This is a genomic window from Shivajiella indica (assembly GCF_042683085.1).
Classification (GTDB): domain Bacteria; phylum Bacteroidota; class Bacteroidia; order Cytophagales; family Cyclobacteriaceae; genus Shivajiella; species Shivajiella indica.
The window spans coordinates 51,337-69,810 of sequence record NZ_JBHUIV010000005.1 but is presented as its reverse complement, the minus strand read 5'-3'; the positions used below and the strand labels follow the sequence as shown (position 1 = coordinate 69,810).

Annotated in this window: 12 protein-coding genes; 9 read left to right on the top strand and 3 right to left on the bottom strand. The window is 39.8% G+C overall.

All coding sequences use genetic code 11. From position 1 onward, the window contains the following. Positions 1 to 22 precede the first annotated feature (22 nt). The 3 genes from ACFSKV_RS02410 (at position 23) to ACFSKV_RS02400 (ending at position 3,851) form a co-directional block, all read left to right on the top strand. The gene (locus ACFSKV_RS02410; protein WP_380800093.1) at positions 23 to 1,120 is read left to right on the top strand and encodes a nucleoside hydrolase-like domain-containing protein; all 1,098 of its coding nucleotides are present in this window, start codon (positions 23 to 25) and stop codon (positions 1,118 to 1,120) included. A gap of 180 nt (positions 1,121 to 1,300) precedes the next feature. After that, positions 1,301 to 2,716, top strand: a complete 1,416-nt coding sequence (locus tag ACFSKV_RS02405; protein ID WP_380800091.1) for a DUF1593 domain-containing protein — start codon at positions 1,301 to 1,303, stop codon at positions 2,714 to 2,716. A 28-nt stretch (positions 2,717 to 2,744) separates the two neighbouring features. Then, positions 2,745 to 3,851, top strand: coding sequence for an acyltransferase family protein (locus tag ACFSKV_RS02400; protein ID WP_380800090.1), 1,107 nt, complete (start codon positions 2,745 to 2,747; stop codon positions 3,849 to 3,851). Positions 3,852 to 4,023: 172 nt separating this feature from the next. Here ACFSKV_RS02400 and ACFSKV_RS02395 read toward each other — a convergent pair whose 3' ends face one another. Next, positions 4,024 to 9,945: a S8 family serine peptidase gene (locus ACFSKV_RS02395; RefSeq protein WP_380800088.1), complete on the bottom strand. Its 5,922-nt coding sequence runs from the start codon at positions 9,943 to 9,945 to the stop codon at positions 4,024 to 4,026. Between the two features lie 567 nt (positions 9,946 to 10,512). On the opposite strand from ACFSKV_RS02395, the gene ACFSKV_RS02390 reads away from it, so the two are divergent. From ACFSKV_RS02390 to ACFSKV_RS02375, 4 genes are all read left to right on the top strand, one after another. Continuing rightward, complete coding sequence (locus ACFSKV_RS02390) at positions 10,513 to 10,884, top strand: alpha/beta hydrolase (RefSeq protein WP_380800085.1); 372 nt, start codon at positions 10,513 to 10,515, stop codon at positions 10,882 to 10,884. A gap of 41 nt (positions 10,885 to 10,925) precedes the next feature. After that, positions 10,926 to 12,245, top strand: a complete 1,320-nt coding sequence (locus tag ACFSKV_RS02385; protein ID WP_380800083.1) for an acetylxylan esterase — start codon at positions 10,926 to 10,928, stop codon at positions 12,243 to 12,245. Positions 12,246 to 12,383: 138 nt separating this feature from the next. Continuing rightward, the gene (locus tag ACFSKV_RS02380) at positions 12,384 to 12,998 is read left to right on the top strand and encodes a DUF4230 domain-containing protein (protein WP_380800081.1); all 615 of its coding nucleotides are present in this window, start codon (positions 12,384 to 12,386) and stop codon (positions 12,996 to 12,998) included. 1 nt (position 12,999) lies between these two features. Next, the gene (locus ACFSKV_RS02375) at positions 13,000 to 13,374 is read left to right on the top strand and encodes a hypothetical protein (protein ID WP_380800080.1); all 375 of its coding nucleotides are present in this window, start codon (positions 13,000 to 13,002) and stop codon (positions 13,372 to 13,374) included. 89 nt (positions 13,375 to 13,463) lie between these two features. Here the strand turns inward: ACFSKV_RS02375 and ACFSKV_RS02370 are convergent, their stop codons facing one another. Then, positions 13,464 to 13,688, bottom strand: coding sequence for a hypothetical protein (locus tag ACFSKV_RS02370; protein WP_380800079.1), 225 nt, complete (start codon positions 13,686 to 13,688; stop codon positions 13,464 to 13,466). Between the two features lie 214 nt (positions 13,689 to 13,902). Between ACFSKV_RS02370 and ACFSKV_RS02365 the strand changes: the two genes are divergently transcribed. Both ACFSKV_RS02365 and ACFSKV_RS02360 read left to right on the top strand, forming a co-directional pair. Continuing rightward, positions 13,903 to 15,108: a DUF5009 domain-containing protein gene (locus ACFSKV_RS02365; RefSeq protein WP_380800077.1), complete on the top strand. Its 1,206-nt coding sequence runs from the start codon at positions 13,903 to 13,905 to the stop codon at positions 15,106 to 15,108. A 17-nt stretch (positions 15,109 to 15,125) separates the two neighbouring features. Further along, positions 15,126 to 16,262 (top strand): family 20 glycosylhydrolase, encoded by a 1,137-nt coding sequence (locus ACFSKV_RS02360; protein WP_380800075.1) that lies wholly within the window; start codon positions 15,126 to 15,128, stop codon positions 16,260 to 16,262. Between the two features lie 14 nt (positions 16,263 to 16,276). On the opposite strand, the gene ACFSKV_RS02355 is transcribed toward ACFSKV_RS02360, so the two are convergent. Then, entirely contained in the window at positions 16,277 to 18,169 is a 1,893-nt protein-coding gene (locus ACFSKV_RS02355; RefSeq protein ID WP_380800074.1) for a sulfatase-like hydrolase/transferase, read from the bottom strand. Positions 18,170 to 18,474: the final 305 nt, after the last annotated feature.

Below are 18,474 nucleotides of genomic sequence, written 5' to 3'. Positions count from 1 at the left end.
ATTCAATGAAGTGAAATCAAGAATGGGAAGTCAAAAACAAGCTTTAATACCAGAACCTTTAACATTCATGGTTTTGGTGGTGATGCTATCATCAGGTTGCTCAACTAAAAATAAACAAATAAGTAATAATAGTTTTCCCTCAAAAATCCCAGTTCTGATTGATACTGACCTTGGTGGAGATCCGGATGATATACAATCATTGTTTAGACTTTTACATTATTCAGACATTTTGGAAATAAAGGGGATTGTATCCACTCCTTGTTCCCAATTAGAAAGTCATCCTTGGGATACCATTCCCCAGGATAAATTGATCAAAGAATGGATACAGCGCATTGACATGGATCACCTCAGGAATAAGGGTTTCACTGAGCTTATGGGAGAGTATGAATTACTTCAGTTAGTCAAAAAAGGATCCCAGCAACCTCAGGCTCCAAGCAAATTAGGTAAAACTGAGGGCTCCGAATATTTATCTGAATTGGCAAAGCAATATAGAATGGAGAATCCTCTTTGGATTTTGGTTTGGGGCAGTATGACAACCTTAGCACAGGCCTTGCATGATCATCCTTCAATTGGTTCAAATATCCGAATTTATTCCATTGGATCAACCAATACCGAGCATGACAGTTTGAGCAGGAATTTTGTTTATGATTTTATGGAAAAGGAATATCCAGAACTTTGGTGGATTGAAAATGCCATTTTGCCCAAAGGAAAGCATGAAACTTTTAGGGGGGTATACCAAGGTGGAGAGCAGTCCGGAGAATGGGGGAATATTGCTTTCGTCGAAAATAACATTAGGGGTAAAGGGACGACCAGGAAAGGGATGTTTGATGAGAAATCAGGAGATGCATTTCCGGTGGCCACTTGGCCAAAAGGCACATTAAAGGAGGGAGATTCACCGTCCATCTTATACCTGATTTCTCCCTTAATTGGCGGAGTTGGGGATATCCATGATCCCACCCAGGAAAGTTGGGGTGGACAGTTTAGGAAAGCTTACCCTGAAAAATTCCCCAATTATTATGTTGACCTTGATGCCAGCCCGGAAGAGTGCCAGGCTACGATCAATAAGTGGAGGTTAGATTTCATGGCTGATTGGAAGAAACGGTGGGAGAGGTATGATTAATATTAAATTATTTTGAATTACCAGATAACCATCTTTCTCGGCAATCAATAATTATTCATAGGATTGAGGTGGACCGATCATAAATCCCTTGCCAGGCAGCTGATTAAAGATTTCAAAATATACTAATTGGGTTTTTTATTTTTTTTGGATTATCTTAATTCAGACCTAAAAAAACCTGTTATGAAATATTGCCTCATTGTACTATTCATCTGCTTCCCCTTTCTTATAATAGCTCAAACTGTCCTGAAATTTGAAGAACCTTCCAAGCAGCGGGTCTTTGTACTGACAGACATCACCAATGAACCGGATGACCAACAATCATTGGTCCGTTTCCTAGTCTATGCCAACGAATATGATATCGAAGGAATAGTGGCAACCACTTCCACCCATTTGAGAAACAATACCAGAAAGGATAAAATTGAGGAATTGGTCCGAAATTATGGGAAAGTCAGACCAAATTTAGACAAACATGCAGAAGGATTTCCTTCCATGGAATACCTGTTGAGTGTCACTTCAGAGCATCTTCCCTTATTCAGCATGGAAGGAGTGGGAGAAGGTAAAGATTCTCCAGGTTCCGAATTATTGATTCGGGTAGTGGATAAAGCGGATGAAAGACCACTATGGATATCTGTTTGGGGTGGAGCAAATTGTCTTGCCCAGGCACTTTGGAAAGTTAAACAGACTAGATCAGAATCAGAGGTTAAGAAATTTGTAGACAAACTTCGGGTTTATGCCATTTCTGATCAGGATTTCGCGGGAAATTGGGTTAGACAGAATTTTCCTGGCATTTTCTATATTGTAGATGCCTGTGCAGCAGACAATTGGAGAGAATATTATAGGGCAACTTGGACAGGCATTGCCGGAGATCGATGGTATAAGAATGGCCCCATGTTGGATTTTGACTTGGTGGACAATCCCTGGCTGATGGAAAATATCAGAGACAATCACGGGCCTTTGGGAGCAAACTACCTGCCTTTAGAATATATCATGGAGGGAGATACCCCGTCATTTATTGGTTTGATACAAAATGGTCTTGCCTGGTATAAAAGTCCTACATTTGGAGGTTGGGCAGGTAGGTATGAATGGTATAAATCCTTTGGGGAGGTCGATAAAATCTGGACTTCGTCCATCAACACGCAGGATGAAATCATATTACCTGATGGTAGATTAGAAGCCTCCAATCAGGCCACCATCTGGAGGTGGAGAAAAGCTTTCCAGCATGATTTTGCTGCCAGGATGGACTGGAATATTGCAGAAACTTATCAGAAAGCCAATCACAATCCTGTGTTGATGTTAAACGGCAACGAAGGAAAAGCTTTGGCATTTGGAAAAGTGGAGACGGGCAATATAGTAAGGTTATCAGCAAAAGGAAGCTTTGACCCAGATGGAGATCTGGTGAAATTCAAATGGTGGTTGTATAGGGAAGCCGGTAATTTTGATGGGCATCTTGAATTTTTTGATTCCCATGCAGAAGAACTTATTTTTACCATGCCAGCATTGAAACAAGGACAAAGTCTGCACATCATTCTTGAAGCAGTAGATAGTGGCAGTCCCTCTTTATTTAGTTATAGAAGAATTATTCTTACCCATCCATAAAAAGTTTAAAGAACTACCTCCCCAGCTTATGAACCCTCAGACCATTTCAACCAATCAACGCCTTGTTTCTTTGGATGCATACCGAGGACTCACCATGTTTTTGTTGATTGCGGAGGCTGCTTTTGTGTATGACTATTTACTGAAGCTTTTACCGGAAGATACCTGGTTGTATGGTTTGACTTTACAATTCACCCACCACCCATGGAATGGGCTCAGGTTTTGGGATTTGATTCAACCTTTTTTCATGTTCATAGTCGGGGTAGCCATGCCATTTTCCCTGAATAAAAGGCTTGCCATTGGTGGAGAAAAAGCCAAAGTGACCAAACATATTTTAAAAAGATGCCTGCTTCTTTTTCTCTTTGGTACAGGACTGCATTGTGTATATAAGCAGCAGCTTGTTTTTGAGTTATGGAATGTGCTGACCCAACTCTCTTTCACCATTCTTTTGACTTATTTTTTGATCCAACAGCCATTAAAGATCCAAGTGGGAGTTTCAATGGCATTATTGGGTCTTACCGAAATACTCTACAGATTCCATAATCCAGATGCTCCTTTTGTTATGGGGGAGAACTTTGGTTCTTATACTGATATGCTCCTTATGGGGAAAATTAACAGTGGGGGTTGGGTGGCCATTAATTGTATTCCTACAGCTGCCCATACGATTTGGGGGGCAATATGTGGCAATTTGTTGTTGTCTAAAAGGTCTGACCGGGATAAAATAAAAGCTTTCCTTATTTCAGGATTGGTTTTTTTGATTATTGGCTATGGACTTGACCTGAGTGGAATAACCCCAATCATTAAGAGGATCAGTACCAGCGCCTTTGTTTTTGCATCTGGAGGATGGGCTTTATTGGCTTTGGCTTTATTTTATTGGTTGATGGATGTCAAAAAGGTCCAATCCTGGGCCTTTGCATTTATTATTGTAGGGATGAATTCCATATTTATTTACCTTTTTGCAGAGGTTCTGGGACATCGGTGGCTTTTTGGATTTATTAAGATTTTCAGTTTTGGTTTTTTGGAGCCTTTAGGAATTGCAGTACCAATTCTGAACGTATTCAATGCGCTTCTGACCCTTGGGGCGATGTGGTATTTGTGTTATTTTCTTTATAAGAAGAAGATATTCTTTAAAATTTAAGCTGGCAGGATATCAGGAGGAAGAAATCAACTCAAAATTTAGCTGGGTTTTCATCAATAAAAATGCTTTCCATTTATGATATTGTACTTAAATTCGTTTTTTCAATAAATAAAAAAACAGAACAGGAAATTTTTCCCATTCTGTTTTTTATTCACAAAATGAAATAATGGGATTAAGGTTGCTTCATTACCCGTATGGTTTTAATTCCCTGTAAGGTTCTGATGTTGATCACATAAAGGCCTTTGCTCACAGTGGAGAAATCCAATTCCAGACGGCTTTCATCCGGATGCCATGTTCTTTGGATATATTGAATTCTGCCCATAGCATCGAAGATCACAAATGAATTGTCATTTGGTTCTTCATCCACAGATCCAATTAGGCTTAAATTCAAGCGGTCTTTTACCGGGTTAGGATAAACCTTAATTTGACCGTCCAATGCATTTAATTCCAAACTTGGATTCTCTTCTGACATGATTAAGTCTGATTCTGTTTCATTTTCCTCAGGCGCAACTCTTGCGGATTGCATATTGGTTCTAGGTTTAACTGGCCGTATCGCTATAGCCTGTGCTGCCCAGTGTTCGGCCAAAGATGCAATGGCACTCCTGTCTCCTGTGTTTCCGGCTTCATCCTGAATGAAGTATGCCATCATGTTAGAAGTTAGCCCTTGGCTATTGTTCGGATCATCATACAACTCTATTGTTCCGGTTGGTGGTGTCCATGTAGCATTTTTCTTATTGGTGTAGAAAAGCATCACCAAGCTGTTACAATCCTCTATTTTTATGGATGGTGCTGTGGCAATTAAAGACTGTGCTCCGGATGACCCACTGAAGGTTGCGATCGGGCCATCGGGATGATTGATATCAGCACCTGTGACGCGGGTAATTCCCATGGTCCATTTTGGACTTTGATTGATTCTAAATCCATAGGTTTCAGGTTCGTCATTATTTTTTATCACTTTGTAATAAGTAGCCAATGCTACCTGATTCAGTTGGTTGGTGCGGTCTATAGGTATCCAGTCATTATCGGGAGGGGTAATAGATGGAGCCTGACCTTTTTCAAACATTAGCCCCACTACCAGGATATCACCAATCTGGGTGTTGGCAGGTTTTTTAATCGTGGCAGGATTACTGGTGTTACCTGCTCCCATAGCTGTCTCAAAATCTCCTATGATTGGGGCTATATTCTCACAACCTATTACAGTAAGATTTCCAAATGTGGAATTGTCCAGATCGACAGAATAATTAGCCGGAGTTTTTAGGGTGACTTTCGGACGGATACTGTAAATGCCAATGGCTATACTACCTGTACTTGGATAGGAAATTCCTTCTTTGAGAAGCTCATATTCGATTTTCTCCACCACGGACTCCTTGTCATCTTTAACTGTCACCTCATTTCCACCCTCATCCAGGAAGGTAGAACTGTAAGCAAAACCTTCAAATTCAGATGAATATTCAGGAGCAGGATTGCCAAAGCTAATTTCATCAGGATTGGCTGAAGTGCTTACTGTAAGCGCAGCAGGGGTAATGGTTAGATTGCCTGGTAGGTAGGAAGCCTTGAAATTTCTGGCCTCAAAGGTTCCAGGTACAATGAAGTGGTTTCCAACACCAAAACCGGTTACGGTAGTAAGGGAGAAAAATTCCAGGTTAACATCATCTGGATTTTCTTCATCTATCTCGCCAAAGTCATAATACTTGACATTGTTAACTTCTACTTCATTTGCCCCATCAAGATCACTTTCTCTTAAGATAATCAGCACATTATCCAATTCCTCGATTTCGGCATCATTATTTCCCGCATTGATGATAGAACGTGCATTAATGATGTTTCGACCATTGATAATTGACCGTGCGTTGATGATATTTCGACCGTTGATAATGCTTCGGCCATTGATCATGCTGCGTCCATTGATGATTGTTCTGGCATTAATGATGTTCCTTCCGTTAATAACTGCACCCAACAAATCCTGGTTGTCAGGATTATCAAGGTAATCGAGGAAAGATCCAAGCGGTACATCAATTACAGAATTAATAATCTGTCTTCCGTTAATGATTTGTCTTGCATTGATGATTTGTCTTCCATTGATGATGTTTCGGCCATTGATAATGTTTCGACCACTTACCATAAAGCTGAGATTGACCAGTTCACTGTTGATGATATTTCTTCCATTGGTATCAAAAAGTCCCAAAGGAAGGCTGGTGTCATCTTCTGCAATGGCTTTTTCAAGATCCTGAAGGTATTGGTTAAGTGCCGCATTTTTTATCCCCTGCACATCCTGTATTTTGGCAGCATCCTCGTCTGATATGATTACTTCAAATTCCAGCGCATCACTGATGGATTCCCCATATTCCAGGGATTTTGGACCAGTCAGGTCAATTGGCTTAATAGTAATTGGTAATGTTTCAACAGTGATGATTCCAGGGCCATAGTTACCTAAGGCGGCATTGATTCCGTCATACAGAAGATTTCCGTTTTCCTGAACTACTCCCACGTAATTATAGAAATCAGAGAAAGCAACACCTGGTAATGGATGCGAAGCTGTAATAATATAGGTTCCTACTTCCGCAAGATCACCACTGATCGGACTGGAGAGCGTCAATGGAACCAAGGAACTGTTCTCATTTTGAGTATCCAGTGAAAGTCCGACATCTTCTAGGGTAAGGTCACTTTTCACCCAGCTATTATCTAACCTTTCATAAACACTTGCAGTTAAAGGTTCCAACTTATGAGCATACTTTTTGGTGATATCATCTGCTCGGATAGCAATAGTTTTTTTAACGATATCAAAGAAATATACTGGTCCAGCTGTTCCTCCGTCCAGCCCACTGTCCGAAATGGCATTATTGACCACTGTGACGCCTGGATTACCTGTAAATGGAGGAATTGTCGTCTCAAGATATCCAAATCCCTGATCATCAATTTTATAGGTTGCATTTAATAGTTCATCTCTTAGGTAAACATTAGAGCCTTCGTATATATTGGTTCCTGTGATAATCAGTTTAAATTCTATTTCACCGGGTGTGATACCATCTTCATAAACCAGTTCAATGTTATCAGGATTTGGGGCAGCGAGTGAGAGCAAAGCCCTGTCGGCCCGAACAAGTCCCGATCCCGATTTAATATCTTCTCCGGGTTCATGCATGTCCTGTGCGGTAGTTTTTAAAACTCTCCTGATATCGGCCGGCAAACTTGTGCCCGGATTCCCTAACCAGCCTGCAGGGTTTGTGCTTGGGTAATATTTCTTCCTAGCCTGTTTGACAAGTGCCGCAACTGCAGCAGCATGTGGTGCCGCAGCGGAAGTGCCGAAGAAGTTTGGAAAGTTATCACCTTCAAGATTAGGCGCTCCAAGATTAACTGTAGTATTCCCGCCATTTGGACCAGTAAAATCCGGCTTATTACGTAGTTCACCATTGGTGAAAGTCCCTCCCCTGGAAGAGAAGGTAGCCACAGTAAAAGGTGGCGTTCCTGAAGGAACCAGCGCTGGGTCAAATCCGAATACAGAGGTGTTGGCATAAAGAACGGCTCCAACTGTCATGGCCCCTGTGGAATTGGCATGTCCTACTATAGTGGAGGAATTTATGAAACTCTGATCGTTCGGGTCAAGTTCACCTCTGAAAACAACATATTTAAATTTAATCCCTCTGTTGGAATCCAGATCAGTACAGCTTTCACATTCCCTTGCAATCACCAAATTCACTGTAGTAGGTTCGTTGATGGTAAAAGAAAGTATTTCAATGGGATCCCCATTGGTATTGTTCCGGTTAAAACCAAAAAGCGGAGAGCCAAAGTCTTTCAGGTAGATGTCCAGGTCATATAAGCTGCCTGTTTGATCTATGGAATAAAGCGGATCTTCCCATTGCAGGGCAATCATATAAACCGCAGGTCCGTTTTGACCAGGATAAACCTTTATGGATTGTGTAGATTTACCATCATTGAATTGATGCACACGACCACCATTGGTCCATACACCCAAATTTAAAGGCAACTCAATAGAAGGATCATTGATGGGGTTAAATACACCTTCAAAAGATTTACTTCCAAAATTACCCGCAGAGGTAAAGTAAGAAACGCCATTGGCGGTAACCTCATTGACCGCTTTTGCTACCCTTCCATCACTAAAGAAAGGCTCAGTAATATAGGTTATATCATCTACAATAATGTCGCTTCCCGCAGCAGCTAAGTCACGGATCCCTTGAGCAAAATCACCTGCAGTTACCACACCGGTCCTGAAACCAAGTTCTGCTCCTGGAGCAATATCATGGACGATCTGAAGCATTGCCCTTCCTTCATCTGTACCTATTCCAAATCTGCTTGGAAGGTCCCTTCTAAAATAAAGGCTTTCAGGCAAATCTCCATTGGAAATATCAGTGGCCAAAGCATTTACCCCGCCATCCGTACGGGTAGCATAACTATCAGAAATTACCCCGATTTTTATTCCAGTTCCGTCAATGGGTTGGTCACCCTCAAAATGAGAATAACCAGCTCTGACAAGGTTGGACCGCATGACACGGTCACCTTGGGTTGTAGTCGCCCCTTTATTCGGGATTCCAGGTATTGCAGGGCGTACGGAATTAATGACGTCCGGGTAATCATTTAATTCCAATAATTTATCTATAGGTATAAACCCTGCGATGATCAATGAATTTGGATCTTGTTTTAATTCGGCTTCAGTGGGAGTAACAAATCCCAAAGCTTCCAAAATTGATTTGGCCTGAGTAAACTTATCCTTGATATAAATGGCCTCAATAAGAACCTCATTTCCGCTGATGTAAAATACTTCGTTTGAAACTACAGTTTGCCCTTGTCTTACAATTTCATGAAGGGCACTCAATTCAGAACCTATAATGTCATATACTTTACCTTGGGAACAGATCCCGAAAATTTGGCGGTCATTGACGGTAACAGTAAAAGTTTCGGTTTTGCCACATGCACCTAAAGCAGTAACCTCAATCACATCACCCTGAGTAACCAAAATGGATGTTGGATCTGTGATTGGACTACCTCCTCTTGAAAAAACAAGTTCTCCTATATCTGCACTCGCATAATTTGTCAAATCTGCTATGGCGGTATTGCCCCCGTTCTCTGTACTACAAAGTACCGCATCTACTACCGATAAAGACACAGGAGGGCTTACATTGACGGGTAATGAACATTGTGTCGGTTGACAAGCTCCTTGGCTGTCTACCTCCACAGATACAGTTCCGGAACTTGTCCAGTTTACAGTGATAGAGTTTGTACCTTGTCCGGAAATTATTTCTCCTCCTCCGGTAACCGTCCATCTGTAAGCAGACCCGCCAGACGGTACAGAGTAGGTAGCAGGTGTTGAACCTAAACAGACTTCACCTTGACCCCGAATAATACATTCAGAATCAAAGTCTATGACTTCTGAAGCTGCCTGCACGGAGCGGTTCTGGCTTCCCACTGAACTTCCATTTAAAGAAACAACTCGGGTATGGTACGGGGAACCAGTAATACTTGAGGCTGAATTGCCTTCCCCCCAATCCTTTGCACTGGCTATATGCCCACCCCATGCAATCACTACAGTATTATTTGGTCCGTTACTGCCGGCAGCTGTAAAAGATATGCTCAATCTGGTAATAGAGTTGATCGCTGAAGGGTCTCCTTCCTGTAAATATTCTATTTTACCAAGTGTACCCCCATAAATGGCAATTTCCCTTTCACCAGGCGTAAGTTCATTGAAACTTGCCGAAGGCTGTGGAATTCCAGTTGGGGATGGTATCAGTCCAAAGCTCGGAGTACCTCCATTTGGGATTACCTGCTCACAGATCCTGTCGAAACTGGTTATGTAATCAATGGCACTTTTACCGTTTGTACGGGCATCCCATTCAATGACCACTGTGTGATTCCCGGCTCTGAGCCTTGAAATGGTGAGACGATAGGGGATGGATTGTCCTTCAAAGAAGTGACTGTTACCGGCATTGGAATTTCCCGTTGCCCAGTTTACAGGGCTTACCGGATCATTATCGATACCTCCATTCTGTCCCTGTTCAAGTCGGACAGTTTGGGCTATGGCTGGATGTAGTACAAGTAGCCATATAATCGTTAGCAACTTGCTGGATAAGTAGAATGTTCTCATAGTGTGGTTTTAAAAATTTTCATAGTCCATGAATTTTCACATGAACTATGGAGTCAGGTTACGGCCTATCGGATATTTAAATGTTAAAAACTATATCTTAAGTAAAATGCAGTTTTCGTTTTATAAAAAGACTTTTCCAATATATGAAATGATTTTTTATTTTTCAATGAAAATCAATTAGTTATGCTTGTAATTTGAATATTCTTCAAAAAAAATTAAAGAGAGTAATAAACAAAAATTTAAATGTGTTCTTTAACTATTAAAAATAAAGTAGGTTTCATATAAATAAACTTTGAAAATAATTGAATTTTTAAAATAATTTAAGTTGAATATTTACTAAAATTAGCTTTTGTTTTTGATGGTTTATATACTTATCCTCTATCCCCAGTTCCGTTTATTTTGTATATGAGATTTTTTTTTGGAATTATTGCAAGGGAGATCAGCGCTTCGGTTTAAATACCAAATTAATTGTCCCTAAGATTTCTCTTTTTTTTATCAATAAAACAGAAATAAAGCAAGTGGTACAACTTGATTGGATTTTGCCAGAAAGAAAAGTTATATTAAACCATGAAATCCCCACTCATCTTATTCATTCTTATTTATCTCACTTTTCCGGTCATCAGTTTTGATCCATCCATTGGGCATAGCGGTTCTGCAAAAAATCTATTGGGAGAAAATCCTACTCAAGATATGCTGGACAGGTTTTCAAATGATAAGCATGTTACATCCCTAACACCACCTACTTTTCTTGTTCATGCCAAAAATGATCCGGTAAAGATTGAAAACAGTTATTTATTTATTCAGGCATTGGAGCAAAATAAGATCCCCTATTCCACCACAATTTACGAACAGGGAGGGCATGGCTTTGGTATGATCAATCCAACTTCTGAAGTGCGGAGGATGGATGAAGTGGAAAAGTGGCTCCCTTCCCTTTTTTAAAATTTAGAAAAAAAAATGATAAAAAAACAAAATAGATCCCTATGAACCAATTAACCTTAAAACCTAAATACGCATATTTAAATATTGCATTGATCTTCTTGGTGCTCAGTTTTTCAAATATTGTCTTGGCCCAGATTCCCAAACAGTATCTTGAAATTTCAGTGGTTCCGGACAGGCAGGACTGGACCTATAAAACCGGTCAAAATGTAGAATTTAATATTTCCATTACCCAGTCAGGTGTTCCAATTTCGGTAGAAAACGTGCGTTTTGTGGTCATGGAGGAAAAAATGGCACCCATCAAAGAAGGGAAACTCAATTTGAAGGATGGGAAGGCAAAGATTGACAAGTTTACCATGAAGGACCCAGGCTTTCTCAGGTGTGAAGTATATGCGACTGTAGATGGAAAAGAATACAAAGGTTTAGGGACAGCTGCATTTGAACCTGAAAAAATCAAGCCAACGGTGAAAATGCCAAAGGATTTTGAGGAGTTTTGGGAGGCAGGCAAAGAAGAACTTGCCAAAATTCCAATGGATTATAAAATGATCTATCTTCCGGAAAAGAGTTCTGAGGTAGTGGACGTTTATCATGTGAGTTTTCAGAATATCAGGAATTCCAGAATTTATGGGATTCTTTCAGTGCCAAAAGGTGGGGGGGAATATCCGGCCATTCTTTCTGTTCCGGGTGCTGGAATAAGGCCTTATTCCGGAGAGATAGCCAAAGCCATGAGAGGAGCAATTACCCTTCAGATAGGCATTCATGGCATTCCGGTAGATATGCCTCAGGAAGTGTATTCAAATTTGGCTTCCGGAGCATTAAATGGATACTGGCATTTCAATAATGGTGACAAAGATGTTTATTACTATAAAAGGGTTTATTTGGGTTGTGTAAGAGCGGTAGATTTTTTGGTTTCCCTTCCCCAGTATGATGGAAAGAATCTTGCTGTGCAGGGAGGTAGTCAAGGAGGGGCTTTGGCCATTACCACTGCTGCATTGGATCCAAGGATAAAATACCTGGTAGCAGTTTATCCAGCGCTAAGTGATTTGACCGGATACCTGAATGGCCGGGCAGGAGGTTGGCCTCATGTGTTTGGACCACAAAATATCAAGTATTATAACAAGCCTGAGGTGATTGAAACCCTAGCTTACTATGATGTGGTCAATTTTGCCAGAATATTGAAAACACCGGGTTTTTATACTTGGGGATTCAATGATGAAACCTGTCCCCCTACTTCTTATTATTCAGCTTATAACGAGATCAAATCACCTAAAGAAGTATTCATTGTACCTGAAACTGGACATTGGACTTATCCAGAACAACAAAAAAAGGCGGATGATTGGATTTTCGGGAAGTTTGGGAAATAAGAAATCCTTTAATAAAAGGTAGAATTGGTAAAAAGAATTTAAATATCTCCCTCATCTTATTCAAAAATTTAAGGGGTCACAACATCGTGTTGTATCCCTTTATTTTTTTAGGCAACTTTAGGATTCGACTAACATGATATGAACAGATTTATTATTGGATTTTTGGTAGCATTTCTGATTTTCGGGAGTATTTGGTTGCTCTTGGATAAAAGAGAAAGTAATGAGGAAATTCGTGAAAATACTGCATTGATACAGCAACAGATCCAACAGGTGGGGAAGTTGATTGTGACAGAGGGATATTTTTCACAGGTTTTTACATTCAAAAATTCACAGAACCTGTTTCTTAACCTGTATACTTCCGACAAAAAAGCCCTGGTGGTGGTCAACGCCAAAGTAACTGTTGAATATGATCTCAGGCAACTGCAGACAGAAATCGATCAGGAAAACAAAACAGTCATCTTAAAGCAGATTCCGGAACCGGTAATCAATATCTATCCGGATATTGAATATTATGACGTGACACAGGATTATTTCAACAAATTTGGCGCTGGGGATTACAACAAAATAAAAAATACAGTCAATGCCCGGATCAGAGAGAAAGTCAACCAATCCAGCTTATTGGACAATAGCAAAGAGAGGTTGATGGCTGAGTTGGCTAATATCTACATCCTCACCAAATCCCTGGGATGGACTTTGCAATACAATGAAATGATCATTGAAAATGAGGAGCAGATCAAAAACCTAAAAAGATAGGATGAGATTTATTTTTAATGCCCAAATGTGGCTGGTTCTCCTTTCAGCCTTTACCGTAGCAGCATTGACCCATTGGACGATACCTTATGGGGATTTGGGATGGATAGAAAATGGCCTGGCCTTGAGATGGATATTGTACAGTATCCTTATCAGTTTGATCGTTCATTTAAGGCTGAATATTTTGAGTGGTAAGGCTGCCTTTTTAATAGCTTCCGGTTTTCTAACAGCGGTGGTTTTGAGGATAGTTTTTGAAAGTTTAAAAAACGCTACCTCTCATAATTTATGGCCTTTGGAAATGGTTTTGGTTTTTGGGATAACTTTCATTCCAGCTTTTCTGGTGGGAATACTATTTAAGTCCATCAAAAAACTAAAATAAGACATGAAGGGCCTATAAATAGTAAGGCCTATTTTATCTTACAGCTTTTTTTGGAAATATTTGATGACAGGTAAAAAGCAATTCAAAGATTAACCTGCTCTGTTTTCAATGGCTTCTTTGATGCCACTTTCTTCCACCACTTTTCCAAGATCCATTCCTCCCCTAAATACCAGAACACCTCCAGCTACACCAATTGGAATATTCTTTTTTTGAATAGCTTGAATTAAAAGATAAGTTCCTGAGAAAAGAAGTATCGCTGGTTCTATGCTTTTGAATCCTTTTTTGATTTGGTTTATAAATGAATAGTTGGCCATATTACTTTTGTTAAGGTTCTTGGATAAATTATAACGTAAATTTAAGCAATTCATTCATTCCATTTCCATCAGTTAAATACAAAAAGACCATAAACAATTGAATAAATTGCTTCGGTGTAAATTATTTTGAGTTTTAGAAAATTTTTAAACATTTTCCTTTCTTATAGAAAAGAATAAGAAATATTCTATTATTCAAATGATGATTTTGAAATAAATGAATTCGATACCAAGCTCACTTTCACCCATAAGGATTTATTCTATAGATATTTTCAGAGCCATTACTATGCTCTTGATGATTTTTGTAAATGACTTGTGGACATTGAAAGAAATTCCGGAATGGCTTGGTCATGTGGAGGCAAATGTGGATGGGATGGGATTGGCAGATGTGGTATTCCCGGCATTTTTGGTGATTGTGGGCTTGTCTATTCCTTTTGCGATTTCTAAGAGGATCCAAAAAGGAGAAAATATTTCAGATACTTTGAAACATATTTTTTTCAGGACCTTGGCTTTATTGACCATGGGAGTTTTTCATGTCAATTTGGAAAATTACAATAGGGCGGATTCAGTGATTTCCAAACCGGTTTGGCAGATTATAATGACCCTTGCATTTTTTTTGATTTGGCTGGACTATTCTTCCTATCTGAATAAGAAAAGGAATAATCTGTTACAGTTAGCCGGTGTCTTGATTTTGGCAGTATTGGCTTATTTCTATGTTGGAGGAACCACGGAAAATCCGACCTGGATGAAATTCCATTGGTGGGGTATACTTGGATTGATTGGATGGGCCTATCTCATCGCATCTTTGGTTTATTTGGCTTTCCGTGAAAATCTAGGAATTTATATCGCTTTTTTTCTATTCTTCCTGTTTTTCAATTCCGCGGAAGAACTTGGTTGGTTAAACTTCTTGAATCCCATTAAACCTTATTTCTGGATTTCAGGGAATGGATCGAACCCAGCATTTTCCATGGCAGGAGTAGTAATAGGAGTTTACTACAAAAACTATTTATCACTTGGCAAATATAAAAATTATGGATTGGTTTTAGGGTCTTCGGCTGTAGTCCTGATTTTATTTGGACTATGGACCAGGCCGCTATGGGGAATCCATAAAATAGGGGCCTCACCTTCCTGGGTTGCCATCTGTACAGGTCTGAGCTTTTTAGTTTTGGCCCTTATGATTTGGTTGGTGGACAAAAAAGGTAAAGCAGCTTGGTTTGATAGTATCAAACCTGCCGGGACGAGTACCTTGACCTGTTATTTATTGCCATACATTCATTATGCCCTGTTTTCCATGGTTGGGATTGTTCTGCCATTGTTCTTGAGAACCGGAATTATTGGCATCTTAAAATCTCTTCTTTACGCATTCATCCTCATATTGATTACGGGCCTTTTGGAAAAACAAAAGATCAGACTCAAAATTTAACCTTCATCTTCCACGCTATGAATAAGATTATCCCACTCCTGTTTTTCTTTATTTCTTTAACTTGGCATGCTAATGCCTCTTTTGATCTCCTAATTGAGCCGGATGACTTACCTGTCAAAGGTTTGGCCATCGCAGCACCAAAGTCTAACGAAGTGGACCGTTTTGTCAGGTTTATCCATGAAGAAATGGCCTCTAGGAATATGAATACACTTGTATTGAGGGTAGATTTCAATTACCAGTTTCAAAGTCATCCTGAATTGAGAGACGAGGATGCTTTGAGCAAAAGTGATGTTAAAAAGCTGGTAGAGGCAGCAAAACAACATGAGATTAAAATAATACCCCAAATCAATCTTTTGGGACACCAATCCTGGGCCAGTACAGTAGGAAACCTATTGAAGGTATACCCTGAATTTGATGAAACACCCCATGTGCAGATGCCTGAAGTATATAAATGGCCTAATCCGGATGGCCTGTATTGCAAAAGTTATTGTCCTTTGCATCCAGGAGTACATGAGGTGGTTTTTGCTTTGGTAGATGAAATTGTAGAGGTTTTTGAAACAGATGCTTTTCATGCAGGTATGGATGAAGTGTTTTACATTGGAGATGATAAATGTCCCCGTTGTCAGGGATTGGACAAAGCTGAGCTTTTTGCCGGTGAGGTGACCAAAATCAGAAACCACCTTGCTTTAAAGGACAGAAAGTTATGGATTTGGGGAGACCGTTTGATTGATGGCAAAACTACAGGTATTGGATTGTGGGAAGGAAGTTATAACAGCACCCACAGGGCAGTGGATTTGATTCCTAAAGATGTGGTCATCAATGACTGGCATTACGAAAAACCTGTGGGGACTCCGGTTTATTTTGCAATGAAAGGATTTAATGTGATCAGCTGTGCATGGAGAAAACCCCATGTTGGTGTAAGCCATGTGGAGGACATGTTCCTTTTCAGAAGAAACAATACAGAAGAAATGAAAGAAAGGTTTGCTGGGGTAATGTTAACCGTTTGGTCAGGAGTCACCCCCTTTTTGGATGGCTTTGACGCGTTTAAAAGAAATCCCGATAAGGTGTTGACGGAAGAGGAAATGAATCATCCTTGGGTGACTTTTGTGAAGATGTTTGATAGGTTGGAGGAGATTACCAAAGCGGAGGAATAAGTGTATTAAAATTTCTAATTTATATCAATTTCCTCTCCGCAATTGATTCTTGCCTGGTCCAATGCCATCCCAATAAACATTGGGTAGCTCCAATTTTTGTAACGCCCCCAAACGTTACCAGAATATTTTGGAAAAATATCCGCCTTAACTGTTGGTACCAAGGGTTGTGCTTTTTCTTCTAGCAAGCGAAGAGCAATAGCTGCATGAAGGACAGTTACTTCATCTTCATTTTGGAGATACTTTACCAATGTTTGATAAGCTTTGGGGTCTTTATTCGCCAGTATAAGGATTTTAGCACTCATGATACAGTTGATAGGGGAAGGATCTTCCAAAAGAAGATATAAGCTTTCTGTAACTGCAGCTGCATCCAATCCAGAAGCTTCCAAAGCAACAAGTCCCCAATACCGGATATTAGGATCATTGTCCTGCAACATTTTTATAAGGGTCTCGTCCACATTGGTTCCAACCTGATTCATCGCTTGAATAGTTTTCTCAGGATCAAAGCTTTTATTGTTCCGAAGACACTCATAAACAGAACTGCCTTTAGCCCTTATCATATATTCTGATTCATTCAGCATACCAGAGTCTCTATGCTTGACCATCCAGTTGTTTAATTCCATTTGCATATTTTCAATTCGATTTTGGAATTCGGGTTTTTCAGCGAGATTATTCAACTCATAAGGGTCATTTTGCAAATCGTACAATTCTGTAATGGGTTTTTTGTGGAAGTATTGTTCCATGGTTTGCGGTAAAGTATTATTTTCTCTGGCGAGAAAAAGTTCTTCCATGGACTGTTTGGCTTGGTTAAAAATGACTGCATTTTGAATGTAAGGTAAGTGAGGCATGTAGTTCCTGATATAGAGGAAGCGTCCATCAAATACCGACCTTGACATGTCATAACAATCATCAGCCCTGCTTCTAAAGCCAAAGATGTATTCATTTTTTATTGCTTTTGCACCCAGGAAATTTTTTCCTTCCATGTAAGGAGATGGGCCTATACCAGCGAGTTCCAACACGGTAGGAGCAAAATCCACAAAACCCACCAGGTCTTCTACTTTCTGACTATTGAGGTTGGATACCAGATGTTTATATTTTTGGGGTACATGAAGGACCAAAGGAATCTGTAGCCCAGAGTTATTAAGCCAGCGTTTGTGTCTTGGAAGCCCAAAACCATGATCAGAAAAGACAAATATGATGGTATTGTCAAAAAGTCCATCTTCTTTTAACTGTTGAATGATATCACCAACCCCCTTGTCAAAAATGGAAATTAAATCATAGGTGTGGGCCATAATCTCCCTCATTTTGGGGGTGTTTGGGAAATAGGGAGGGATAGGGGCTTTATCAGGGTCATGTCTAAATTCAAAATCTTTTTTGAGGGATTCAGGATCTGTGTTATTGGTCGGGCCCTCATGGGTAATCATAAAATTGATGACAGAAAAAAAGGGTTGACCTTCTGCTCTGTTACTCCAATGGGCCTTATTGCTACTGTCATCCCATCTGCCTTCATGACTGAAATTATAATCCGTTTTGGAATTGTTGGAGGTGTAATATCCATGATCTCTTAAAATTTCGGGAAGTATTTTCAAATCCTTTGGCAAGGGGACTTCAGACCTGAGATGTTGCGTTCCCAAAGAAGTGGCATACATCCCTGTAATGAGTGTAGACCTGGCAGGGGCACAAATAGGAGAATTCGCACTTGCATTGGTAAATATAAATCCCTCAGCTGCCAATTGGTCGATATTTGGAGTATGGGCATATTTATCTCCATAACAGCCCCAGGCCGGATCAATGTCCTCGGTAGAAATCCACAAAATATTGGGAGGGGAAATCGTCGTTTGATTTTTTCCTGAACAGCTGATAAAAATCAAAAACGATGCAAAAAACCAAATGGACTTCAAGTAAAACATTCCTTTTTCTATTAGGTTCTAATTTTTTTATAGAATATAGATGATAACAAATAAATATATCTAATTTAGGATACCATCCTGTACTTTCATGCAGTGCATAGGTTTCAATTAGAAAAATTTTATGGGAAGTAACAGGAAAGTACAGGTTAGTTTTTTTCTTCCTGATATTTACCTTCTGGGCAGATTATAGACTTGGCTTCAATCTTATTTAAAAAGGAATTTGTCCTCTTAAAACCCATATTTCTTTCTTGGGGCTTTAGGTTTACTGAAAACTTTGAAAAGTTTAATCCATACTTCAGGATAGT

Bases quoted from the DNA above. Each gene is read 5' to 3' on its own strand.
- ACFSKV_RS02410 (WP_380800093.1), top strand. From the start codon at position 23: ATGGGAAGTCAAAAACAAGCTTTAATACCAGAACCTTTAACATTCATG.
- ACFSKV_RS02405 (WP_380800091.1), top strand. From the start codon at position 1,301: ATGAAATATTGCCTCATTGTACTATTCATCTGCTTCCCCTTTCTTATA.
- ACFSKV_RS02400 (WP_380800090.1), top strand. From the start codon at position 2,745: ATGAACCCTCAGACCATTTCAACCAATCAACGCCTTGTTTCTTTGGAT.
- ACFSKV_RS02395 (WP_380800088.1), bottom strand. From the start codon at position 9,945: ATGAGAACATTCTACTTATCCAGCAAGTTGCTAACGATTATATGGCTA.
- ACFSKV_RS02390 (WP_380800085.1), top strand. From the start codon at position 10,513: ATGAAATCCCCACTCATCTTATTCATTCTTATTTATCTCACTTTTCCG.
- ACFSKV_RS02385 (WP_380800083.1), top strand. From the start codon at position 10,926: ATGAACCAATTAACCTTAAAACCTAAATACGCATATTTAAATATTGCA.
- ACFSKV_RS02380 (WP_380800081.1), top strand. From the start codon at position 12,384: ATGAACAGATTTATTATTGGATTTTTGGTAGCATTTCTGATTTTCGGG.
- ACFSKV_RS02375 (WP_380800080.1), top strand. From the start codon at position 13,000: ATGAGATTTATTTTTAATGCCCAAATGTGGCTGGTTCTCCTTTCAGCC.
- ACFSKV_RS02370 (WP_380800079.1), bottom strand. From the start codon at position 13,688: ATGGCCAACTATTCATTTATAAACCAAATCAAAAAAGGATTCAAAAGC.
- ACFSKV_RS02365 (WP_380800077.1), top strand. From the start codon at position 13,903: ATGAATTCGATACCAAGCTCACTTTCACCCATAAGGATTTATTCTATA.
- ACFSKV_RS02360 (WP_380800075.1), top strand. From the start codon at position 15,126: ATGAATAAGATTATCCCACTCCTGTTTTTCTTTATTTCTTTAACTTGG.
- ACFSKV_RS02355 (WP_380800074.1), bottom strand. From the start codon at position 18,169: ATGTTTTACTTGAAGTCCATTTGGTTTTTTGCATCGTTTTTGATTTTT.